Source organism: Paenibacillus anseongensis, from assembly GCF_009757995.1.
Lineage (GTDB): Bacteria > Bacillota > Bacilli > Paenibacillales > NBRC-103111 > Paenibacillus_E > Paenibacillus_E chondroitinus.
Window position 1 is genome coordinate 67,201 of record NZ_WSEM01000028.1, and the last position, 19,453, is coordinate 86,653.

Sequence of the window (19,453 nt, forward strand, 5' to 3'; positions counted from 1 at the left end):
GCCGCTCCGCTCACGCATCCAATGCAGCGCAGGCCGCATGAACGGCTTCACTGAACAGACGCGCAATTTCATCCAATTGCTGCTGCGTGATGATAAGCGGTGGTAAGAAGCGCATGACGGAAGAATGTCTGCCGCCTACTTCCAGAATTAAGCCCCTGTTGAAGCACTCCTGCTGTATCCTTCTAGCCAACTCGGGATACTGGGGATAATGGCCGATCCGGTCCAACGATGCTTTTGCATTGACGATTTCTACGCCGACCATCAGGCCTCTTCCACGCACATCTCCGATACAGTTCACATCAAGTTTCAACTCGTTTAAATGATTGCGCAGATGTTGGCCGAGTTTCTCCACTTTGCCTGGTACATCATGCTCCTTAATGAACTTCAGTGTAGCCAGACCTGCTGCCATGGCCATCTGATTGCCCCGGAACGTGCCGATATGCGCGCCCGGCTTCCATACATCCAATTTGCTGTTATAAATGACAACCGATAGCGGTAAGCTTCCGCCAATTGCTTTGGACAGCACCAGCACATCCGGAATGATGCCGGCATGCTCGAAAGCGAACAGCTTGCCGGTCCGACCAAGCCCTGTTTGCACCTCATCAATAATGAGTGGAATATTCCGCTCTTGCGTAATTCTCCGCATTTCGCGAAGCCATTCCACAGGTGCAGGAATAGACCCGCCTTCGCCTTGCACGACTTCAAAAATCATGCCGGCCGGAGAAACAATGCCGCTTTCGGGATCGTCGAGTAAATTTTCGATATAACGGGAGGAAAGCTCATGCGTCTGTTCTCCGCCAACGCCAAATGGGCAGCGATAGGCATAGGGGTATGGCATGAAGTGTACATCCGGTATCAGGCCGTTCACCTTTTCTTTTTGCCCGAGCGTTCCGCTAAGGCTCATTGCTGCATGGGTTGATCCGTGGTACCCGCCTTGGAAGGACAGGATGCTGCGGTTGCCCGTAGCCGTTTTGACAAGCTTAATCGCCGCTTCAATGGCGTCTCCGCCTGTCGGACCGCAAAACTGGATGCGTGCGTTCTTGGCGAATTCCTCCGGCAAGCTGGCAAACAGCTCATCCACGAATTGCTCCTTAAGCGGAGTCGTCAAATCCAGTGTGTGCAGCGGTCGCTTGCTGTCCAGCATTTGCTTGATCGCGTCAACGACCACAGGATGATTGTGACCGAGCGCAAGCGTCCCGGCTCCAGCAAGGCAGTCATAATACACCTTGCCGTCCATATCTTTTACGTAAATTCCCTCCGCTTCTTGTATCGCAATCGGAAGCCTTCTAGGATACGATCTCGCATTGGATTCCCGCTGCGATTGGCTTTCGAGATAGCGCGTATTTTGGGACTGTTCCGTGACAGTAAGATTAACCATTATTGCTTCACTCCTTCAGATCTTGTTTATTTTATGTTATCTACATGATAATGATAATCATTATCATTTAACATCATCAGCATACCAAACAAGTCCGAATACCGTAAATTCTCCAATCAGATAATATCACTACTCCGATTGAAGCATCACCTTACTCTCACTGCCCCCATATTGCAGTATTTTCTTCACCGTATAAATAAAATCTGCGCCCGAAACCTCGATATTGAGCACTTTTTTCATATTCTGAATATGTTTCTTGACGGTATTTACACTCACATAAAGCTCTTCCGCAATTCGTTTAATCGAATAATGGTTGCAGAGCATCTCGGCGATTTGCCGCTGCCTCTCACTTAAGCTATCCATTTTCCCGCTTTGCAGATCATCCCCATCCTTCTCACCACTCGCCACCGCTGGCGAAGAAAGCCGATCTTCCAGATCGGCTCCCCCATATTCAATCGTGACTTTCACCGATTCATTGATTTTGAGCCGCATCACCTGATCAACGACAATTTGATGCAAATCGATCAGCTTAGCACGCGCCAATTCATCCTCCGCACTGGAATCGATCGTCAAACGCACTTTGGTTAAGGTCATATTCTCTTCTCCATCCGTATATAGTAGGTGACTCTCACACTAGTATCTCTATACCGTCAGCAAATCTTCTTGCAGGAAAGCTACTGCGATCTCATCCAAAATAAGATCGATGGCAATAGGACCGTAATATCCGATCCACATTGTTGTATTAACCGAGTACACTTGATTGGCTTGCACAGCTCTTAGACGCTGCCACTCTTCAGATTTTTGATATTCACTAATCAATTCTTTGTTGGAATCGTCAGTTAAAACTAGTAATCGATCTACATGTTGAAGCGACTCCAGGGAAATCCACTTACTGGACCTCTCCCTATCCTTAGCGCAATCCGGAGCTTGAATCCCTAGATCTCTATACAAGATATCTGCTGTGCGATGTGCAATCGTATGAAGCCGAATCTGATGATCGCGCGGCCTGATCAGAGCAACAGTCTCGCCGCCCAACTTGCTTGCCAGCACAGCCTGCAGAGTAGCGATTTTATGCTCATAGGAGACCAATACGTCAGGCACCTCTTGCTCTTTGTCCAAAATTTGCGCGAAAGTTTGAAGCGTGGAACGCCAATCCGCATTCCGATCCAGCAACAGCGTCGGCGCGATCTGAGCAAGCTCATCATATTTATGCGCCTGAAACTCCGTGCAAATAATAAGATCGGGCTCTGCCAGCTTAATCGCTTCGAGATCAGGCTTCTCCTTAGTCCCCATCAATTGAATGCCACTCAGGTGATGTGAGAGATAGGCAGGGAATTCCGAAACATCCGATGTAGCAATCACCGTGCCAACGGGCTGTTTGCCAAGCGTCAACAGCTGGTCGATATATTGCGCATCAAGTACAACAATTTTTCCGGGTATTTTGTCCAGGGGCAGTTCGCCTTTAAGATGTCTGATCGTTCGAGTTGTATGTACAGCAGCCATAGCAGTCGACTCTGCCGTCCCTCCGACTACTGCCGAAGACTGTACCAAAGCTCTTTTCGTATAAGCTGTACTCCCGTCTGCCTGAGCGCTTACAGCGGTTGGTCCTGAACATACACTTAGGAGCAAGGCAAGCGTCAGCATAAAGCCAACGGCAATAGAAGACTTTGGATTTGAGTCGGCATAAGCTGCCATACCTCTACCCAGATCCTGATAATGATATTCATCCTCACCTAACCCACTATACTTTTGCAATTTACTGGGAACAATGGGCAATTGCGACAAAATCAATGGATTTTGACGACGGAAATCAGCCTGACCTGACTTATCCCTAAATCGACCTGGAGAGAAGCCAACATGCTTTTTGAATATTCGGCTAAAATAGTAACTGTCCGTATATCCAACGTCCTCTGCGATTTCGGTAATCGGTACATCCGTGTGTTGCAGAAGCGATTTCGCTTTCCCCAGCCGGACCTGCATCAAATATTCCATAGGCCCCATGCTTACCTTCGCTTTGAACAGCCTCTGCAGCTGTCGTCCGTTGCAGTCCAGCAGCTCCGCCAATCCCTGCAGCGTAATTTGCTCCGCATAACGTTCCTGCATATAGCGAATTGCTTGGCTGACAGGCTCTGGGCTTGTCATTTCGCCGCCCTGCTCCTGCAACTGCTGCAGCATCACATAGACAAATTGATGGAATAACGCTTTGACGTGGAACTTTTCCAGAGCGCCAAGCTGTGTCCATTGTTGGTGCATTTCTTCCATCTGCAGAAACAAGGAGAGCGAACGCTGCGGCATAAATCCAAACTGCCATCTAAATGGATTATTTTTCTCCTGCAGCCGAAGCAGATCTTTCCTGGCAGGAAGCGCCAGAACGGCTTTATAGAACACCATAAAATACTCAAAAGTTTCCATCACATTGACAATATCAAGAAAAGTGCCTTTGCCCGCATGACAAACATGACATTTATCCGCTGAATACACACTATGATCAAGCAGCAGCTGAGCCCTTCCCCGAGAAGCATACAGAAATACACTCGCTGGAAGCTGATAACCATGTATACTTTCACCTGGCTGCAAAACCGTACGACGCACGTCCAACACTTTCAGCGAGGCATGATTCCAAAGCAAGATTTGCTCCTGAAAAGACAATATTCGTTCACCTCCTGGTATTTGTTGGGTGATTACCTATTCACTAGCTTTATTATATTGATACTGATAATCAATATCAATTGTTTTATCTAAAAAACCCTTAATATCCATTCCTCTCCAATCCGAAAAAGAAAAAGGCCTCCCCCAAGTCATCGAATGACCGAAGAAGTGCCTTTTTTCAGCTATAATACTATCCAATCAACGGAGCTGCTTGCCCCAATGTGCCCTCTACCTCGTTTCCTTCTTTGCGCCAATACTCAATTCCACCTAACATTTCTTTCACTCTAAATCCAAGTCTAGATAGCCGGGCTGCGCCTTTCGTACCTCCATTGCATGCTGGGCCCCAGCAGTAGACAACAATCACTTGGTCTTTGGAAAATGCAGCCGTCGTCTCTTCATTGATCTGGTTGGACGGCACATTAATTGCGCCGGGGATATGACATTCCGTATACGCCTTATTGCTCCGCACATCAATCAGCAGGAAATCATTGACCCCATGCTGCATGTCATAGCGCACATCCGCTACATCCGTTTCGACCGCTAATTTATTCATAAAATGGCGATGCACAGCCTCCGGTGAAGCAGCAGGCGTTTCCAGGACTAGCGAATTTACAGGTTGATTGTTCATAATGAAGACCTCCATTGAGTGTTATTTTCAATCGCTGAATGACTTGAATTGACTATAACACGTTCCTAAACCATGGAGTTATCGATAGAATTCGATACTATACTTCATTCATTTTGATAATTGGATGCACCGAGGACATCTAAGAAGCCCGTAAAAGCTTTGGACTGCCATTTTTTCTTCGAATAAATAAGCTGCGTATAGAATTTAAAATCCGGATGAACAAGGGGAACCGCGGCCAGCCGGCCTTTTTGAATATCCTCAGCAACAACAATGCGCGGCAATAACGCAATGCCAAGTCCGTACATGACGCACTGCTTGATTGCTTCCAGGTTTCCGAACTCGTAGGACATAGAATAGGGAATTTGATTGCTTTTGAGCGTCCTAAGCAGCATTGCCCTGTATGTGCAGCCCTCTTCCGTTAAAATCAGCGATTCTTTTTCCAAATCTCCGATCTGCACACCCTCGATACCGGCGGCAAATTTGTGCGCAGGACTAGCGATGATCACCAGCTCTTCCTCCCTTAAAATGTGGCAATACAGCTCAGGATCGCTAAAAGGCGGATCCAAAATGATGCCCAGATCAAGGGCCCCCTCTTTTACAGCTTCAATAATGAAAGGCTCGTTGCCCGGTTGAATCGTCACATTGATTTCCGGGAAATGCTGGCGGTACGTCTGTAGATGCGGCGGAAGGAAAAAAGCGGCTAACGTTTCTATCGTTCCAATGGAAAGTATGCCTTTGGACTGCCGGGAAACGACCTCCTTAGACTCCTCATGGAGCCTGTAAATGTCGTTGGCATACTGAAGAAGCGCCTCGCCGGCAAGCGTCAGCTTCATACTTCTTCCGAATCGTTCGACAAGAACGGCTCCGTAAGCTTCCTCCAGCTTTTGAATTTGAGTCGTAATACTCGACTGCGCATACCCGAGCACTTCCGCGGCGCGTGTGTAGCTTCCCCATTTGGCTACTTCTCGAAAGGTTTTTAAATATGTTAATTCCACTATGGATGACCTCTCTTCCTGCAAACATATTATCTACATCGTACCATAACTGGGCACTAAAAAAGCCACCGAACCTCGGCAGCCTTCATTTTCCTGATTCTATTTAAAGGTCTTTGGCAAAATGGGGTTTACTATAATGACTAACGCCCCCGGAACCAACCAACACCCTGCCGCCTTTATTGAAGGTGATTAATTTGCTTGACCCGTTATTCAGCAAAACGGTCACTTTGGCCTGATTAGCCGTCGCAATGTAGATGATATACCCGCTTCTACCTATCACCGTCCGCCAGTTCTTATCGAACTCCGATCTCGCAACCCGATTCGAATACACTTGATTTTCCAATCTAGCTGCCTGTGTCTTTTTCATGAAACCTCACCCGCTTCCTGCTAGAAATACGATTCCCTATATCGTATGCAAGAGTTCTAGTTTGGCATGGACAGGTTTAGCTGTGGGTGGTAAAGATTATTCCTAATGAAGAATGTGTGTAAATCATACTTAAGCGTCATTGCGATCATATTATTTTCTTGTGTAAAAACTAAAAGCTTTGGGGTGTACGTATCCGACTGACTTACAAATAAGACAACTTGCGTGACCGTTCCCTTTAGCCATGGATTGTTGATTTTCAAAGGGGGAGCCAGCTCAATTTTAATAGCTATTCCACTATCTGGTTCAATGTTCATAGAGCCTACAGGACCTTCAATCGCTGCCAGCCACTTCTCTACTTCGCTCTGCAGTTGGGCCGAGTGGGGAATAATCTTCACGACCTCACCCTTCTGAATATCGAACGCTTCTGCCCCGTCAGCAGCTGAAACTGGTAGGCAACTGGCGCTCAACAGGAGGACAACCGTCCAAATGCACATAAATATTTTCAAAATAATGACCTCACCTTGCTGCTTATTTGCAGTTAGCTTGTGCAGAACATGGAAGTCTATTACAAATGGCCAATTAAATCCGGCAGTCTGTCCCAATGCTCAGTCAGCCACTCCATTTCTTGCAAAAACCGCGCCGGGACGCCAGTCTCCTCATAAATCTCCGTACGAAGCCACCAAATGGATTCAATTAAATACAGCATTTGAATGGCTCGCAGAAGCATTCCATCAGGCGCTTCAGCATGCTCCCGATACCCATGTAAAAAAGCATGAACCGTATCCATTCGAATCCCACCCAGCCCCCATGCACCGGACAGTACAGCTCGAGCGATATCAATTTCAGGATATGCCACATCCATCCGGTCAAAATCGACAATCGCCGCTATCCCCTCCGCATCCAGCAGCAGATTATCCGCCCACAGATCCCAGTGCAGCCAGCCGACCGGGCACTCCGAAAAATGTTTAAAATCTAGCGTCTGGATGTTCCTGATCGCCTTTTCCAGCAAGGCAGTGAGTCGCAAGTTATTGCTCTGTATCGCTTGCTCCAGATTAGTCTGAAGCTCCTTCAGGCATGCTGCTTGATCCGGTTTCCATGCTTGTTTGGCTAGCGGAACCTGTTGAAGCAGCTGATGCATATGACCTGTTGTTTTACCCAAATCAACCATATGGGAATGGCTCATACGGCCGGGAACAGGAACATTCCCCTCGACCCAGCTCATGATCACATAGTGATGGCCAGAGAGGGTTTCTTACATGAACACTCCCTCCGTGGAGGCATATACCTCTGGACAAGACAAACCCGATTCATGCAGCCGCTGCTGCAAAGATAGAGTCAACTCTATCTTTTTCCTTTTCTCCGATACATGCAGCTTATACCGATCCGGATGATAAAACTTAACGAAAACAGGACCCTGATCTGTCACCATCCGCCATTTCACATTCAACCAACCTCTATTAAGCCGGTAAGCATCCATAACGCTCCTACCAAACTTCTCATGCATATCGCTAACGATCTCTTCCAGCACCTGGTTGATCTCGACCATCGTCTCTACTCCTTGTCCTCTCACCGACATGTGGGAATATCCTATAGTTGGCGGTTTATGCACCAAATCCTGCAATCTCCACAAGAAGTGTCTCTTATGAGCAACCGATGGATCGCGAGTGGGAACTACAGGCCGTTATTTAGGCAAAGTCAGCAAGTTTCCTCCATGAAGCGGAACGCACAAAAAACCCCGAAAGGTCTTTCCAGACCTTCCAGGGCTATCCTACGCCTCTTCTTCCGTCTTGGCGAACTGCGTGCTGTACAGCCGCGCGTACAGCCCGTCAAGAGCCAACAGCTCGCGGTGCGTGCCCCGCTCCACGACGCTGCCCGCTTCGATCACCAGAATGTGATCGGCGGCCAGCACTGTGGAGAGCCGGTGCGCGATCACGAGCGTCGTGCGCCCTTGCATCAGCTCCTCGAGCGCCGCCTGCACATAGGACTCGGATTCCGAGTCCAGGTGCGACGTCGCCTCATCGAGGATGAGGATGCGCGGGCGCTTCAGGATCGCGCGAGCAATCGCGATCCGCTGGCGCTCGCCGCCGGAGAGCCGGTGCCCGCGCTCGCCCACCATCGTGTCGTACCCTTCGGGGAGCGACACGATGAAATCGTGGATGTAGGCCTGGCGGCACGCGGCCTCCATCTCCTCACGCGTAGCGTCCACCCGCGCGAAGCGCAGGTTGTCACCAATCGTCGCGTGGAACAGAAACGATTCCTGCGTCACGTACGCGATTTGCGCGCGCAGCGAGGCAAGCCCTACGTCGCGGACGTTCACGCCGTCGACCTCGACGATCCCCTCCGTCGGGTCGTACAGCCGCGCGATCATGCCGATCAGCGTCGATTTACCGGCGCCGCTCGGCCCGACGAGCGCGATCATCTCGCCAGGCTGCGCCTCGAACGTGACGTCGCGCAGCGCGTACTGCCCTGGCTTATAAGCGAAGGAAACCTGCTTATAAGCCACTCGTCCCGCCACTTGGCTCAGCGGCCGCGCATCAGGAGCATCCATGACATCGGGCACCATGTCCTGGTATTCAAAAATCCGCTGAAATACCCCCAGCGCCGTCCCTACTTCCACCTGTAGGTTCAACAGTGTGCCTACAGGCATATACAGTCGGCCGAGATAGGCCGAGAATGCAACAATGGCCCCAAGTGACATGGTGCCGGAAATCACCGAATACCCGCCATACAAGTAAATAATGGCTGTCCCAAGCGGCCCGAGCGTACTCGTCGCCATCCCGAACCATCGGCCGACCAGATTGAGCCGCAGCTCCAGATCCATCACCTTCTGGTTCATCGCTTTGAATTCAGCCTCCTGCTGACGCTCCCTGCCGAAAATACGGGTCAACAAAGCGCCGGAGATGCCGAAGTTTTCACTCAGCTGCGAGGTAATATCGGACCTTACCTTTTGCGTTTCGATGCGAAGCGCTTTACGCAGCTTGGAAACCTTTTTAACCGGCATCATGAAAAGAGGAAGAATCAGCACAGCGATAATAGCCAATTTCCAATCCAGGGCAAACAAAATCCCAATCGTTGTCGCAACGATGACAAGCTGGGTGATGGAAGACACCACTAGCGAGGTCACCACCCCTTGAACGGCCTGCACATCTCCCGTAATCCGCTGCACGATTTCACCCGATCTGGCATCCGTGTAGAACGCCATGGACTGGCGCTGCAAATTTTGAAACAAAGACAGCCCCAAATCCCGGATAACCCCTTGCGTTACTTTGGTATTGAGATGATTTTGCCATACCCCCAGCACACCGCTCACGACTGGAAGCAGCAGCATGAGCATTGCCATCTCGGCCAGCAGCTTCATACTTCCTTGAGGTATCGCCTGGTCAATGATCTCCTTCATGACCAAAGGGGGGATTAACCCAACCACAGCTGCAAGCAGCGCCAATCCGATAATGCCTAAGAGTTGTCCCCAGTATCCTCGGAACAAGGTCAGAATTCTTTTAACCGACACATCCTTCAATTTCGCTTTAGGCCGGTCCCTATCGGATAGACGCCTCATATCGCCTGGTGCCATTTTCGTCCCTCCATTCTGTTACTTAAACTGTTTATGCAAGGGGAAATGCATGCCGAATCGCTTCCACAACTTCATCCGCCATATTCATAACCCTGTAAAGCGACGTCGTTTGTAAAATGTTATACTGCCTAGGCCCATCCACGTTGACAATGGCGGCAATGGTATAATCGCCAACCTGTGGTAGATCTTTGCCAACCGACTTCCCTGGCGCCAGGGGCTGATTCGATACTTGGTACATGCCTACCGACAGCTTTTGACCCAAACAAGCATCTATCGCAATAACGACATGGCCCTGCGGGATTTCCTGCAGACGCTCCGCGATATTACTGGCATCACAAGGTGCCTCCAACGTCCCTATGACATGAGGATACCCACTTTGAACGAGCTTGCTGCCTACTAACGGCCCCAAGGCATCACCGCTTGATCGGTCTGTCCCGATACATACAAAAAAGAGCGCGCTTGGCTCCATTTCAGACGATTTTTCAATAGTTGCAAGAAAAGTAGCTAACTGCTCGCCATTCATTTTTTTCCAAAATTGCTCCCGCCTGTCTAACGTCTCTCCCATCCATCATTACCCCCTCATACAAGCTTCCAGCAAAAATTTCCCCCTACCAAGGATGAATGATATAATGCGATCAACTTCTATTCTTCCATAAGGAGGTATCCTGTGTCCACTCTCGGCATCATCGCTCTTCTGACCCTCCTGTATTGGTTATACGTCACTGTGGATGTGTTAAAAGGTTTGCCCAACCTGCGAACGCTGCCTAAGTCTCCGCTCACTTCTTTCTCGGACAAGCCATCGCTCGTATCCGTCATCATCGCCGCCAAAGAAGAGGAATCGACAATTCGCGAGACCGTCAAGCATCTGCTTTCCCAAAATTACCCGCGCCTCGAGATCATCGCCGTGAATGACCGATCCCGGGACGCTACCGGTGTCCGGTTGGAGGAGCTACGCAAGTGGTCGGAAGGTAAGCAGGACATCCGTACCAAACTGCAAATCATTCACATCACGCATCTGCCGGATGGTTGGCTTGGCAAAAATCATGCGCTATACCAAGGGTATCTCCAGGCAAGAGGGCAGTATTTGCTTTTTACAGATGCGGATATTCTTTTTGCTCCCGGTACGATCACCGACGCGGTCACCTATATGAAGGAACAGGATGTGCAGCATCTCACGCTGACCCCCAATATGTTTGCGCGAGGCGCTTTACTCAAGGGTTTCGTTCATTTCTTTCTGTTCTCATTTTCTTTGTTCGTTCGACCTTGGCGTGCAAATATCGACAACGCGAAAGGAACAGGCATCGGGATCGGAGCCTTTAATATGGTAAGCCGGAGCGCCTATGAAGCGATTGGTATGCATAAAGCGATCGCATTACGACCTGACGATGATCTACAGTTAGGCATCTTCCTCAAAAGAGCTGGTTACCGCCAAAGAGTGCTGTCTGCCAAACACCTGCTTCAAGTGGAATGGTACCGTTCGCTCAAAGATGCGGTAATTGGTCTGGAAAAAAACCTTTTTTCCGGCTTTCGTTACAGCTACATGGTCGCATTACTCGCTTGTTTGGGACAGATCGGCTTTTTTATATGCCCGTGGCTTGGCCTCCTCTTCCTCTGGGATTGGCGCGGAGCCGTCTATGCGGTTGCTGTTATCCTGCAAATCTGGCTCTATCGCAAGCTAGTGTCCCGATTAATGAGCCTCAGAGGTGATTCCGCCTATCTGCTTCCCGTCAGCGCCTCACTGCTTGTTTATACAATGATTCGCTCCGTTTGGCTTACTTGGAAACAAGGCGGCATTTACTGGAGAGGTACCTTTTATTCGCTTCGTGAACTTAAAAGAAGTAAGAAGTAACCTTGGAGCAAACGCCAAATAAGCGTTACTCGACAGAGCAAAGCTTACCCTCACGGTATGTGGCACCATTATATCGTTTATCGTTCTAGTGAACACGATTCATCCGTACAACTCTATAATACAAATGGCTGCTCGGCTCTTGTTCCACTTCCAAATACCCCTCCGCATGCACATAATCTCCCGTAATAAACGTGGAGGCATCTAACGAACTGGAGTGTGTGAGGAACAGGAGTGCAGCTTTATCGTTGCCTACGACGAAACCCGTTTGTTCTTTAATTTGAAATTTATCTAAAATGGTGCCATGATGCGACCTTGCAATATGGTGGAACTTCCAGGAATCATTTTCCTTAATCAGAAAATACAAGACGCGATTCTTGTGATTGTTGCTAAACTCCCTCGTAACACCAATCATACAGATTTTTTCACCAAGACTCAGATACTCATCGATTACATAAGATTTCAAGCGCAATCTCAGCACATTCTTATGTTGAATATAGGCTTCCATTTCTTCAACTGTTCGCTGATCTTTCGGATCCTGCTTCGTCGCGTAAAATACTTCTTTGATAAACGTATCCGTTTGCAGGCTTCTGGCCCCTTTGAAATGATTGTATGTACGAAAAAACTGCTGAATAACTTCCCTGACCTCATCTGGCATTGCAGGTCCCTTATCCACGGTATACATGCTATCTGCTACACTCGAATGTCTCTTTTTATGAAACCAACTCTTCCAGACACTTAATTGCATGCGCTCGTGTTCACCTGCTCTTTCTTTCTTCCAAACATTTCTTCATTATAGGCTAAAAACCATAAAATTTCGATAAAAATCGCATGATTCTGCGAACGAAAAAAAACACCTGCCTTCTATGTCTTTCAATTGAAAGAACATAGAAACAAGTGTTCGATAGTCCTATCCTTACAGAACTCTTCTCGCTCCGACATACCTTGCGCTCCAATAAGCGCTCGAAAGGCTATCCACAGCCACGCCTCTGGATGTTGTCGCTGAAATGAATTGATCATTGCCGAGATAAATGCCTACGTGATTCACTGTTTTTGAAGCAAAAAATACCAAGTCTCCGGCTTTCAAATCTGAAACTTTCGTACCTGCTTCACTGTGCATCTCCGCTGACGTACGGGGCAAATCAATCCCCTTCGCTTGATACAGGAATCGAACAAAACCGGAGCAATCAAAACCACTCGGCGTCGTTCCACCCCATACATAACGCACGCCCATATAGGAGTTCGCCGCCTGAATAATTTGCTCACTCACAGACGGAACAACGGCAGCGGCTGCCACCTTAGGTGCAGGTGCTGGAGCTGGTGGTGGCGGCGGTGCGATCCAGGCTGGCTTGTGCGATTTTCCATCCACATCCACAATCGCGATCTGATTAGCTTCATTCCATTCAATTGGCGAACCGAAGGTTTCCGTGATGAAACGCAGTGGGACATATGTATTCCCTTGGTACACGGTTGGACTGCTTTCCAAACTGATCTTCTTACTGTTCACAAGCGCTTGTTGCTGCTCTGTAATGAGTAAGATGGACTGCTGTTTGTTAACCAGTGTGACCTCGATTTGGTCCTCTTGCTTCTCCCAGCTCACCTGATAGCCCAGCTTCTCAGATAGCACTCGGAGTGGAACTTGCATGATGCCCTTGTCATCAATGTAAGGCTGAACTTCCGGAAACTTCAGCAGCTCATCATTGACTTGCACCTTGACAGGGCGGTCCGTAGGCGCGGATGCAGCCTGAGCGGAGTGTGCTGTAAACATCGGTACTGCGGCGCATAATAGTGCGCATGAACAAATAAGACGTGAAGAAAAAGATTTCAAAACCTTGCCTCCTTGACGCCTCCGAGGTTAGTTGACGGGTTCGGGAAGAGGTTTTCCCTAGTACGCTCAGCTAGCAGCGCTCATTCACCCCAAATAAAGAAGTCCCCCGTACCAGAGCTTGCGATGCTCCAAGATTCGGCATTTTTTGTCTATGTTAGACTAGCATAGTTTAATTGGTAGGTACAACCTTTGCAAAACGGTAAGTTTTACCAATACATTTTGTCGCATATTGCGTACGGAATACTCGGGATAATAGGCAAAAAAAACCACCCTTAGGGTGGTTTTCCTTGCAATTATGTGTAACCAATGACTGATAGCACACGATCGCTGACTGTGTTCAAAGTTGCTAACTCTGAGGCGGATAATGATAATGAGGCCGCTTTGATATTATTTTCAAGATGATGCTCATCCTGTGTCCCTATAATAGCCGAGGTAAGTGCTTCCTGGTGCAGCAGCCAAGCAATTGCGATCTGTGTCACGTTAGCGTCCTTGGCATCCGCCATTTCTTTCATGACAGCTAAAAGCTCTTTCTCCGCCTCCAGATGCTCCGGAAGGAACAGCCTTCTCTCCTTGCGGAAGTCTCCTTCTTTCAAAGCCTTTCCATGAAGGTGGAAAGCACCTGTCAGAATCCCCTTGGCGATTGAGCTGTAGCTCATCACACCAATGTTATGCTCCAGGCAGAATGGCAAAATCTCTGGCTCGATAGCTCTGTGCAGCAAACTGTATTCCGGCTGAATGACATCGATTTGCGCGTAGTTCACCGCTTCTTTCAGCTGCTCCAAAGAGAAATTCGAAACGCCGATAGCCCGAATTAAGCCTTCTTCTTTCAGCTTCACAAATTCATCAAGCGTATCCTGCACCGGGATCTCAAAACTTGGCCAGTGAATGTAATACACATCTATGTAATCAGTCTTCAAACGGTTCAAACTGTTTTCTGCCGATCTTCTTACATCTTGAGGAGCTAGATTGCTTCGGCTCACCTTCGTCGTAATGATGCATTGCTTACGTATATCCGCCAAAGCAGCGCCGACGATCTCTTCCGAGTGTCCATTGCCGTAGCCTTCAGCTGTATCAAACGTTGTGATGCCCAGCTCGAACGCTTTACGGATGAGCTCGATATTATTTTGGTCGTTCGTGAACTCCCAAGGACCTCCTCCAAGCTCCCAACAGCCAAAAGTTATGTTTGAGATGTCAAAACCTGCATGTCCTAGCTTTTTCGCCTTCATAGTCGCCGACCTCATTTCATTGATATCGTCCCACGCTAATGCACACGTTAACAAAATAAGTATACCGCTTTCATTTACTTTTGCCAAGGAATGTGCGGGCTCGGGCATCGGGTTAGGACGACTTTGTGGCTGTATCACGTCTCTTCTGTACGTTAACGGAACTACAGGCCTCTATTTAGCTGGAAAAGGGTGCATTCGCCCTTCTGAGGGAACTATGGTCCTCTATTTTGCCGCTTTCGGGTGATGCGCCGCTTTTTGGCAGCAAATAGAGCCCTGTAGTTCCCCTAGGCGGGGAATTCGGCTGATTTGCTCGAAATAGCGGACGCCAGTTCCCTTTGCCTTCACGGACGGCCGAATCCCTGTGGGTTCTCTTCCCTTACCCGCACAAAAGAAAAAGCCACCCGAAGGTGGCTCTTTCTTTTCTTGTGAAGCGGGTGATGGGAATCGAACCCACGCTACCAGCTTGGAAGGCTGAAGTTCTACCATTGAACTACACCCGCGTAAATATCGGGATGACACGATTTGAACATGCGACCCCCTGCTCCCAAAGCAGGTGCTCTACCAAGCTGAGCTACATCCCGAAACGCTTATAACTTAATTAAAATGGCGCGCCCTGAGAGATTCGAACTCCCGACCTTTTGATTCGTAGTCAAATACTCTATCCAGCTGAGCTAAGGGCGCTTAAAATATGGAGCGGAAGACGGGGATCGAACCCGCGACCCTCGCCTTGGCAAGGCGATGCTCTACCGCTGAGCCACTTCCGCACGGTATGTGTTGCTTGTCACTTCATTTCTTTCTCAGAGGCGACAAGGAATAATATATCAGGATTTCAGAACAAATGCAAATGTTTTTTGTTACCAATCGCTTATTTTATAAAAATACCGCCAAAAGGCAGCACTTCCCTTGCAATTCGCCGCAATAAGCTATCGTTTTTCATATGCTCATCCAACTTGCGATCCGGCTTACATGGCTGCAGCAGCACATGTCCTTGCCCTGTCATCTCCCAATGATAATTCATATGCTGGCTCGCTAATGTATTGCCATATACACAAAGACGCAGTACTGCATTCCGAGGATACGCAATTAGACAATGAATATCCACATATAAAGGCTGTTTCGGATCCAAAGCCATCTGATACAACGGACCAGCGGTCAAAAGCCCCACCGTTCCCGGCCCTTTGAACTGCATTTTCACGAGATCTTGCGTGATCAGTGTATTTTTAACATTTTGTAAGTGGGAAGTAAAGCTGACACCGCCGGTATAAAACAGAACATGCCGGAACTCATACAAAAGATCATCCTCATCACCAATAGGCACCACTGACATACTGTAGCCTTCTGGCAAACCTAGCATGAGCTGAGCAGGACCATACACGCGCGACTGAATTAGACGTTTTTTTCGGTACATACTGGGCAGCTTCATCAAAGAATCCTCTCTTTGCTCAGACTTCCCTTGAAAAGCTACGATTTGGTTCGGATGCAGCACATGGATCGATTCGTCCTTCTCGATGCGCAGTGTGGCCATTTTTGCGTGTGAGCTTGCATGTTCGAAAGTAACTTCCACGCCTCTCAGGCCTCCTATCTCATTTGACGCTTCTGCCTCCGCCAGACCACATACCGGAACACCCGTCCAAGTACAAAATACAACACTACAAGCACGACCACCGCGATAACCATATTCGTTATCTTCCGACTCCGGTTTTCTTTATCTATTGCAACCTGCTCCATGGCCTTTAAGCGCTCTTGCAGGCGTTCATTTTCTTTCTGAAGCGCTTCGTTTTGTTGAAGGAGCTTTTCCTCGGTTTCCTGCGAATGCCGAATCGTTTCCGAGAGCTTGTCCTTTTGCTCCTCTAATTGCTGTTTCGTTGCCTCGTAATCTTTCTGAATTTGCTCCACATTCTCAGGCAATTGATAGATATCTTTCACCCTATCGAGCCAGGAGGCTTGGGCTGCAGAAGTAGGGTACATAAGCCCTATCCAAATCACCAGCACGCCGATCACATGACCAATAACAGATATATGCCGTGTCCGCATCGCCTTCCCTCCCAAGAGCTCGACATTTTCTTCTATTTTACAGCAAAAATCAACCCTTCACCACTCCTGCCGCCTTAACAGGGTAACGCAAAATCGTTCTCATTTTCAAAGGATCAATCTTCCTCGGGTCAGATAAATAGATTTCATGATGGAGGCCGCTGATGCTTAAATGACTTGTCTCCATAAATTCGTACATTTGGTTTAGCGTTTCAGGCTCGGAAGCATACGGACCCATATGCAGCATCTGGACACAGCTTCCTTCATGCAAGGTTTCAAATACAATATCCGAAAGCAGCTCCAGCTCCTTTTTCTTGCCTAAAGCTTTAACTCGGGCTTCCTCTACCTTCTCTGCTGTAACATAATCGGGCATCCTGATCAAAAGTTTCCAACGCCACTGCTCCCTCGGCACCTCGAGCGCGTTCCGGCTATCTCCATCTACCCACCACAAGCCCTCCAGCTTGGCCACAGTGAAGTCTTTCTCCTCCATCTTATAAATGCCCTTAATGCTGTAAGAAAGCGTGTAGAGCGCTTCAGTCGCTTGTGCGAAGACATCCCCATTCGGATCCCCAGTTCCTTGGATGGTCACATACCAAACAGGTCCAAATTCCATTAGCTGTGGTTTCGTCGGAGCTGTGTAATAGGATTTGTAGACTTTGGCTAAATCTAACTTCTCCATGCGGCACTTCCTTTTTTTCTTTCAGTATATAAAATAAACCCTGACAGCTATGCGTCAGTAAACATAGAAAAAACCTACCCTTCGCTGTAAACGGCGAAAAAGTAAGTTTTGGTCTTCGTTAGTATCGTATGTAATTATTCCCCGGTTGGTGGAGTGAACGTGCGCTGTGCAAATTCCGCATCCAACATGAAGAAGGCATTGCTGTCTTTGTCGATTCGTTTCAACTTGTTAATAATGCTGTCGAACATCGCTTCTTCCTCTACCTGCTCATCGATAAACCATTTGAGGAACTGCATCGTCGCATGCTCACGATCGTTGAGAGCCAAATCAGACAGATGGTAAATACGTCTTGTCACTTCCTGCTCATGCTTGTATGCATGCTCAAAAGCGTCGAGGATCGATTCGTACTCATTCACTGGCGTATCCATGCCGGCGAAAGCAACCTTTTTCCCGCGATCATTAATAAATTTGAAAATCTTCATTGCATGAAATTTCTCTTCTTCCGCTTGAACGATAAAAAAGTTCGAGAACCCATCCAAGCTTTCTGCTGCACAATAACCAGCTATGGCCAAATAGACGTGCGCGGAGTAAAATTCATAGTTCATCTGCTCATTGAGCGCTTCCGTTAGTTCATCTTTTAACATGATGTGCTGCACATCCTTTCTGTATGGTTACATTTTGCAAATCCCCATACATACAAGATTACCAGAACTTCATATACAAATACAAACGGAAGTCATAAATTTTACAAAGGTTATGTACTTAAGCCATTACGGTTTCAGCCCTGGATTCAGCAATAATCTGCTTGAGCTGAGCATATAGTAAGTCAGGCGAAGCGGCACAAACCAGATCCTTTTTGCCGATCATCGCGATGCATTCTTTCTTGCAATGTTTACAGTTTCCTAGGCAATCCTTCTTCTTTTGCTTCAGATCAGGGTATTCATTTTTCAATGACTTATATATTTGTTTGGATCCGAATTTCTCATTTCTGCAGCAGTATTTAATCGTTTTCATGTCATAACCTCCACCGCTCATATCTACCGCCCATAACCTGATATTAGTGATAATAATAATCAATGTCAACAGAAATTTGCAAATGGATGTACAAAAAAAGAGCTTCCTTAGCTCCTATAGAAGGAATTAAGAAAACTCTTGGTGATGCGGTCAAGAGGACTCGAACCTCCACGGGGGGTTAGCCCACACGGACCTGAACCGTGCGCGTCTGCCAATTCCGCCATGACCGCATAAAATAAAAAAAACTGAGTCATGTAGGATTCGAACCTACGACACCCTGATTAAAAGTCAGGTGCTCTACCAACTGAGCTAATGACTCAAACTTCATAAAAAATGGCGGAGCCGACGGGATTCGAACCCGCGGTCTCCTGCGTGACAGGCAGGCATGTTAGGCCTCTACACCACGGCTCCACACAAAAATATAACACCTCGTCAAGAGGTTGGTTGCGGGGGCAGGATTTGAACCTGCGGCCTTCGGGTTATGAGCCCGACGAGCTACCGAGCTGCTCCACCCCGCGTCGTTAAAAAGGAAAATGGAGGCTGACGGGATCGAACCGCCGACCCTCTGCTTGTAAGGCAGATGCTCTCCCAGCTGAGCTAAGCCTCCATGGGAAATACATAATGGTGACCCGTAGGGGACTCGAACCCCTGTTACCTCCGTGAAAGGGAGGTGTCTTAACCACTTGACCAACGGGCCGCGTAAACAGGCTTTTCTTGAATAAATCATGCTTTAAGGTGGCGGAGAGAGAGGGATTCGAACCCTCGAGACGCTTGTGACGCCTACACGATTTCCAATCGTGCTCCTTCGGCCAGCTCGGACACCTCTCCATGAAAGCCTGGCATCGGATAAAAAAGTGGCTCCCCGAACAGGACTCGAACCTGTGACAACTCGATTAACAGTCGAGTGCTCTACCAACTGAGCTATCAGGGAATAGCAGAGAGACTTTTGACTTTCGTCAAAAGATCCCTATAATGTTTGGCAACGTTCTACTCTCCCAGAACCCTGCGGTTCAAGTACCATCGACGCTGGAGGGCTTAACGGTCGTGTTCGAGATGGGAACGCGTGGGTCCCCTCCGCCATCATCACCAAACAGTCAAAGCGTGGTTTGCGCCTTGAAAACTAGATACGAAACTTGCGTAAAGGTAAGAATATTTTAGGTTTTCTGGGCCCCGAGAAAGTAATCGGAATCAGCTACAGAGCTTATCTTCACTTTCTTGGGTACATTTGGTTAAGCCCTCGA

Annotated in this window: 19 protein-coding genes, 12 tRNA genes, 1 rRNA gene, 1 pseudogene and 1 riboswitch; of the genes and pseudogenes, 1 reads left to right on the top strand and 32 read right to left on the bottom strand. The window is 48.2% G+C overall.

Translation table 11 applies throughout. From position 1 onward, the window contains the following. Positions 1 to 10 precede the first annotated feature (10 nt). The 11 genes and pseudogenes from GON05_RS28440 to yyaC form a co-directional block, all read right to left on the bottom strand. Positions 11 to 1,378, bottom strand: coding sequence for an aspartate aminotransferase family protein (locus GON05_RS28440; protein ID WP_157323971.1), 1,368 nt, complete (start codon positions 1,376 to 1,378; stop codon positions 11 to 13). Between the two features lie 129 nt (positions 1,379 to 1,507). Next, complete coding sequence (locus GON05_RS28445; protein ID WP_157323973.1) at positions 1,508 to 1,972, bottom strand: helix-turn-helix transcriptional regulator; 465 nt, start codon at positions 1,970 to 1,972, stop codon at positions 1,508 to 1,510. Between the two features lie 48 nt (positions 1,973 to 2,020). Continuing rightward, positions 2,021 to 4,027 (bottom strand): helix-turn-helix domain-containing protein, encoded by a 2,007-nt coding sequence (locus GON05_RS28450; RefSeq protein ID WP_157323975.1) that lies wholly within the window; start codon positions 4,025 to 4,027, stop codon positions 2,021 to 2,023. A gap of 190 nt (positions 4,028 to 4,217) precedes the next feature. Then, entirely contained in the window at positions 4,218 to 4,655 is a 438-nt protein-coding gene (locus GON05_RS28455; protein ID WP_157323977.1) for a rhodanese-like domain-containing protein, read from the bottom strand. Between the two features lie 104 nt (positions 4,656 to 4,759). After that, on the bottom strand, positions 4,760 to 5,650 hold the full coding sequence (locus tag GON05_RS28460; protein ID WP_181646544.1) for a LysR family transcriptional regulator: 891 nt from the start codon (positions 5,648 to 5,650) through the stop codon (positions 4,760 to 4,762). A 103-nt stretch (positions 5,651 to 5,753) separates the two neighbouring features. Further along, positions 5,754 to 6,017 carry a hypothetical protein gene (locus tag GON05_RS28465; RefSeq protein ID WP_157323981.1) on the bottom strand — a complete coding sequence of 88 codons (264 nt, stop codon included), beginning with the start codon at positions 6,015 to 6,017 and terminating at the stop codon, positions 5,754 to 5,756. A 56-nt stretch (positions 6,018 to 6,073) separates the two neighbouring features. Further along, positions 6,074 to 6,619 (bottom strand): hypothetical protein, encoded by a 546-nt coding sequence (locus GON05_RS28470; RefSeq protein ID WP_157323983.1) that lies wholly within the window; start codon positions 6,617 to 6,619, stop codon positions 6,074 to 6,076. Continuing rightward, a pseudogene (locus tag GON05_RS28475) lies at positions 6,583 to 7,254 on the bottom strand (phosphotransferase enzyme family protein); the annotation flags it as partial. The pseudogene GON05_RS28475 and the gene GON05_RS28470, both read right to left, overlap by 37 nt. A 15-nt stretch (positions 7,255 to 7,269) precedes the next feature. Next, positions 7,270 to 7,587: an aminoglycoside phosphotransferase/kinase family protein gene (locus GON05_RS28480; protein ID WP_221435271.1), complete on the bottom strand. Its 318-nt coding sequence runs from the start codon at positions 7,585 to 7,587 to the stop codon at positions 7,270 to 7,272. A gap of 198 nt (positions 7,588 to 7,785) precedes the next feature. Further along, positions 7,786 to 9,588 carry an ABC transporter ATP-binding protein gene (locus tag GON05_RS28485; protein ID WP_157323988.1) on the bottom strand — a complete coding sequence of 601 codons (1,803 nt, stop codon included), beginning with the start codon at positions 9,586 to 9,588 and terminating at the stop codon, positions 7,786 to 7,788. 31 nt (positions 9,589 to 9,619) lie between these two features. After that, the gene (gene yyaC / locus GON05_RS28490; RefSeq protein WP_181646545.1) at positions 9,620 to 10,153 is read right to left on the bottom strand and encodes a spore protease YyaC; all 534 of its coding nucleotides are present in this window, start codon (positions 10,151 to 10,153) and stop codon (positions 9,620 to 9,622) included. A 102-nt stretch (positions 10,154 to 10,255) separates the two neighbouring features. On the opposite strand from yyaC, the gene GON05_RS28495 reads away from it, so the two are divergent. Further along, positions 10,256 to 11,437, top strand: coding sequence for a glycosyltransferase family 2 protein (locus tag GON05_RS28495; RefSeq protein WP_181646546.1), 1,182 nt, complete (start codon positions 10,256 to 10,258; stop codon positions 11,435 to 11,437). An 85-nt stretch (positions 11,438 to 11,522) separates the two neighbouring features. Here the strand turns inward: GON05_RS28495 and GON05_RS28500 are convergent, their stop codons facing one another. The 21 genes from GON05_RS28500 to rrf form a co-directional block, all read right to left on the bottom strand. Further along, positions 11,523 to 12,182, bottom strand: a complete 660-nt coding sequence (locus tag GON05_RS28500) for a hypothetical protein (RefSeq protein WP_157323990.1) — start codon at positions 12,180 to 12,182, stop codon at positions 11,523 to 11,525. A 168-nt stretch (positions 12,183 to 12,350) separates the two neighbouring features. After that, positions 12,351 to 13,262: a C40 family peptidase gene (locus GON05_RS28505; protein WP_246239540.1), complete on the bottom strand. Its 912-nt coding sequence runs from the start codon at positions 13,260 to 13,262 to the stop codon at positions 12,351 to 12,353. Position 13,263: 1 nt separating this feature from the next. Then, positions 13,264 to 13,413, bottom strand: a riboswitch (cyclic di-AMP (ydaO/yuaA leader). Between the two features lie 142 nt (positions 13,414 to 13,555). Further along, positions 13,556 to 14,626 (bottom strand): aldo/keto reductase, encoded by a 1,071-nt coding sequence (locus tag GON05_RS28510; RefSeq protein WP_338114210.1) that lies wholly within the window; start codon positions 14,624 to 14,626, stop codon positions 13,556 to 13,558. 291 nt (positions 14,627 to 14,917) lie between these two features. Next, positions 14,918 to 14,988 (bottom strand) — tRNA-Gly (locus GON05_RS28515). 7 nt (positions 14,989 to 14,995) lie between these two features. Then, positions 14,996 to 15,069: transfer RNA gene (locus GON05_RS28520), tRNA-Pro, on the bottom strand. A 23-nt stretch (positions 15,070 to 15,092) separates the two neighbouring features. Further along, positions 15,093 to 15,169: transfer RNA gene (locus GON05_RS28525), tRNA-Arg, on the bottom strand. A gap of 8 nt (positions 15,170 to 15,177) precedes the next feature. Continuing rightward, positions 15,178 to 15,252: transfer RNA gene (locus GON05_RS28530), tRNA-Gly, on the bottom strand. Positions 15,253 to 15,353: 101 nt separating this feature from the next. Then, entirely contained in the window at positions 15,354 to 16,052 is a 699-nt protein-coding gene (locus GON05_RS28535) for an AIM24 family protein (RefSeq protein WP_309492252.1), read from the bottom strand. A 14-nt stretch (positions 16,053 to 16,066) separates the two neighbouring features. Beyond that, positions 16,067 to 16,522 (bottom strand): hypothetical protein, encoded by a 456-nt coding sequence (locus GON05_RS28540; RefSeq protein WP_157323993.1) that lies wholly within the window; start codon positions 16,520 to 16,522, stop codon positions 16,067 to 16,069. Between the two features lie 49 nt (positions 16,523 to 16,571). Next, positions 16,572 to 17,198, bottom strand: coding sequence for a GyrI-like domain-containing protein (locus tag GON05_RS28545; protein WP_157323995.1), 627 nt, complete (start codon positions 17,196 to 17,198; stop codon positions 16,572 to 16,574). A gap of 134 nt (positions 17,199 to 17,332) precedes the next feature. After that, positions 17,333 to 17,842, bottom strand: a complete 510-nt coding sequence (locus tag GON05_RS28550; protein ID WP_127458788.1) for a ferritin — start codon at positions 17,840 to 17,842, stop codon at positions 17,333 to 17,335. Positions 17,843 to 17,960: 118 nt separating this feature from the next. Beyond that, positions 17,961 to 18,212: a DUF1450 domain-containing protein gene (locus GON05_RS28555; RefSeq protein ID WP_127458787.1), complete on the bottom strand. Its 252-nt coding sequence runs from the start codon at positions 18,210 to 18,212 to the stop codon at positions 17,961 to 17,963. A 145-nt stretch (positions 18,213 to 18,357) separates the two neighbouring features. Further along, positions 18,358 to 18,442, bottom strand: a tRNA-Leu gene (locus tag GON05_RS28560). Positions 18,443 to 18,458: 16 nt separating this feature from the next. Further along, a tRNA-Lys gene (locus GON05_RS28565) sits at positions 18,459 to 18,531 on the bottom strand. Between the two features lie 15 nt (positions 18,532 to 18,546). Then, positions 18,547 to 18,623 (bottom strand) — tRNA-Asp (locus GON05_RS28570). 30 nt (positions 18,624 to 18,653) lie between these two features. Next, a tRNA-Met gene (locus tag GON05_RS28575) sits at positions 18,654 to 18,730 on the bottom strand. A 16-nt stretch (positions 18,731 to 18,746) separates the two neighbouring features. Continuing rightward, positions 18,747 to 18,819 (bottom strand) — tRNA-Val (locus tag GON05_RS28580). 15 nt (positions 18,820 to 18,834) lie between these two features. Further along, positions 18,835 to 18,909, bottom strand: a tRNA-Glu gene (locus tag GON05_RS28585). Between the two features lie 39 nt (positions 18,910 to 18,948). Further along, positions 18,949 to 19,040: transfer RNA gene (locus GON05_RS28590), tRNA-Ser, on the bottom strand. A 27-nt stretch (positions 19,041 to 19,067) separates the two neighbouring features. Then, a tRNA-Asn gene (locus tag GON05_RS28595) sits at positions 19,068 to 19,143 on the bottom strand. A gap of 43 nt (positions 19,144 to 19,186) precedes the next feature. Next, positions 19,187 to 19,303 (bottom strand): 5S ribosomal RNA (rrf, locus tag GON05_RS28600). Between the last annotated feature and the right edge of the window lie 150 nt (positions 19,304 to 19,453).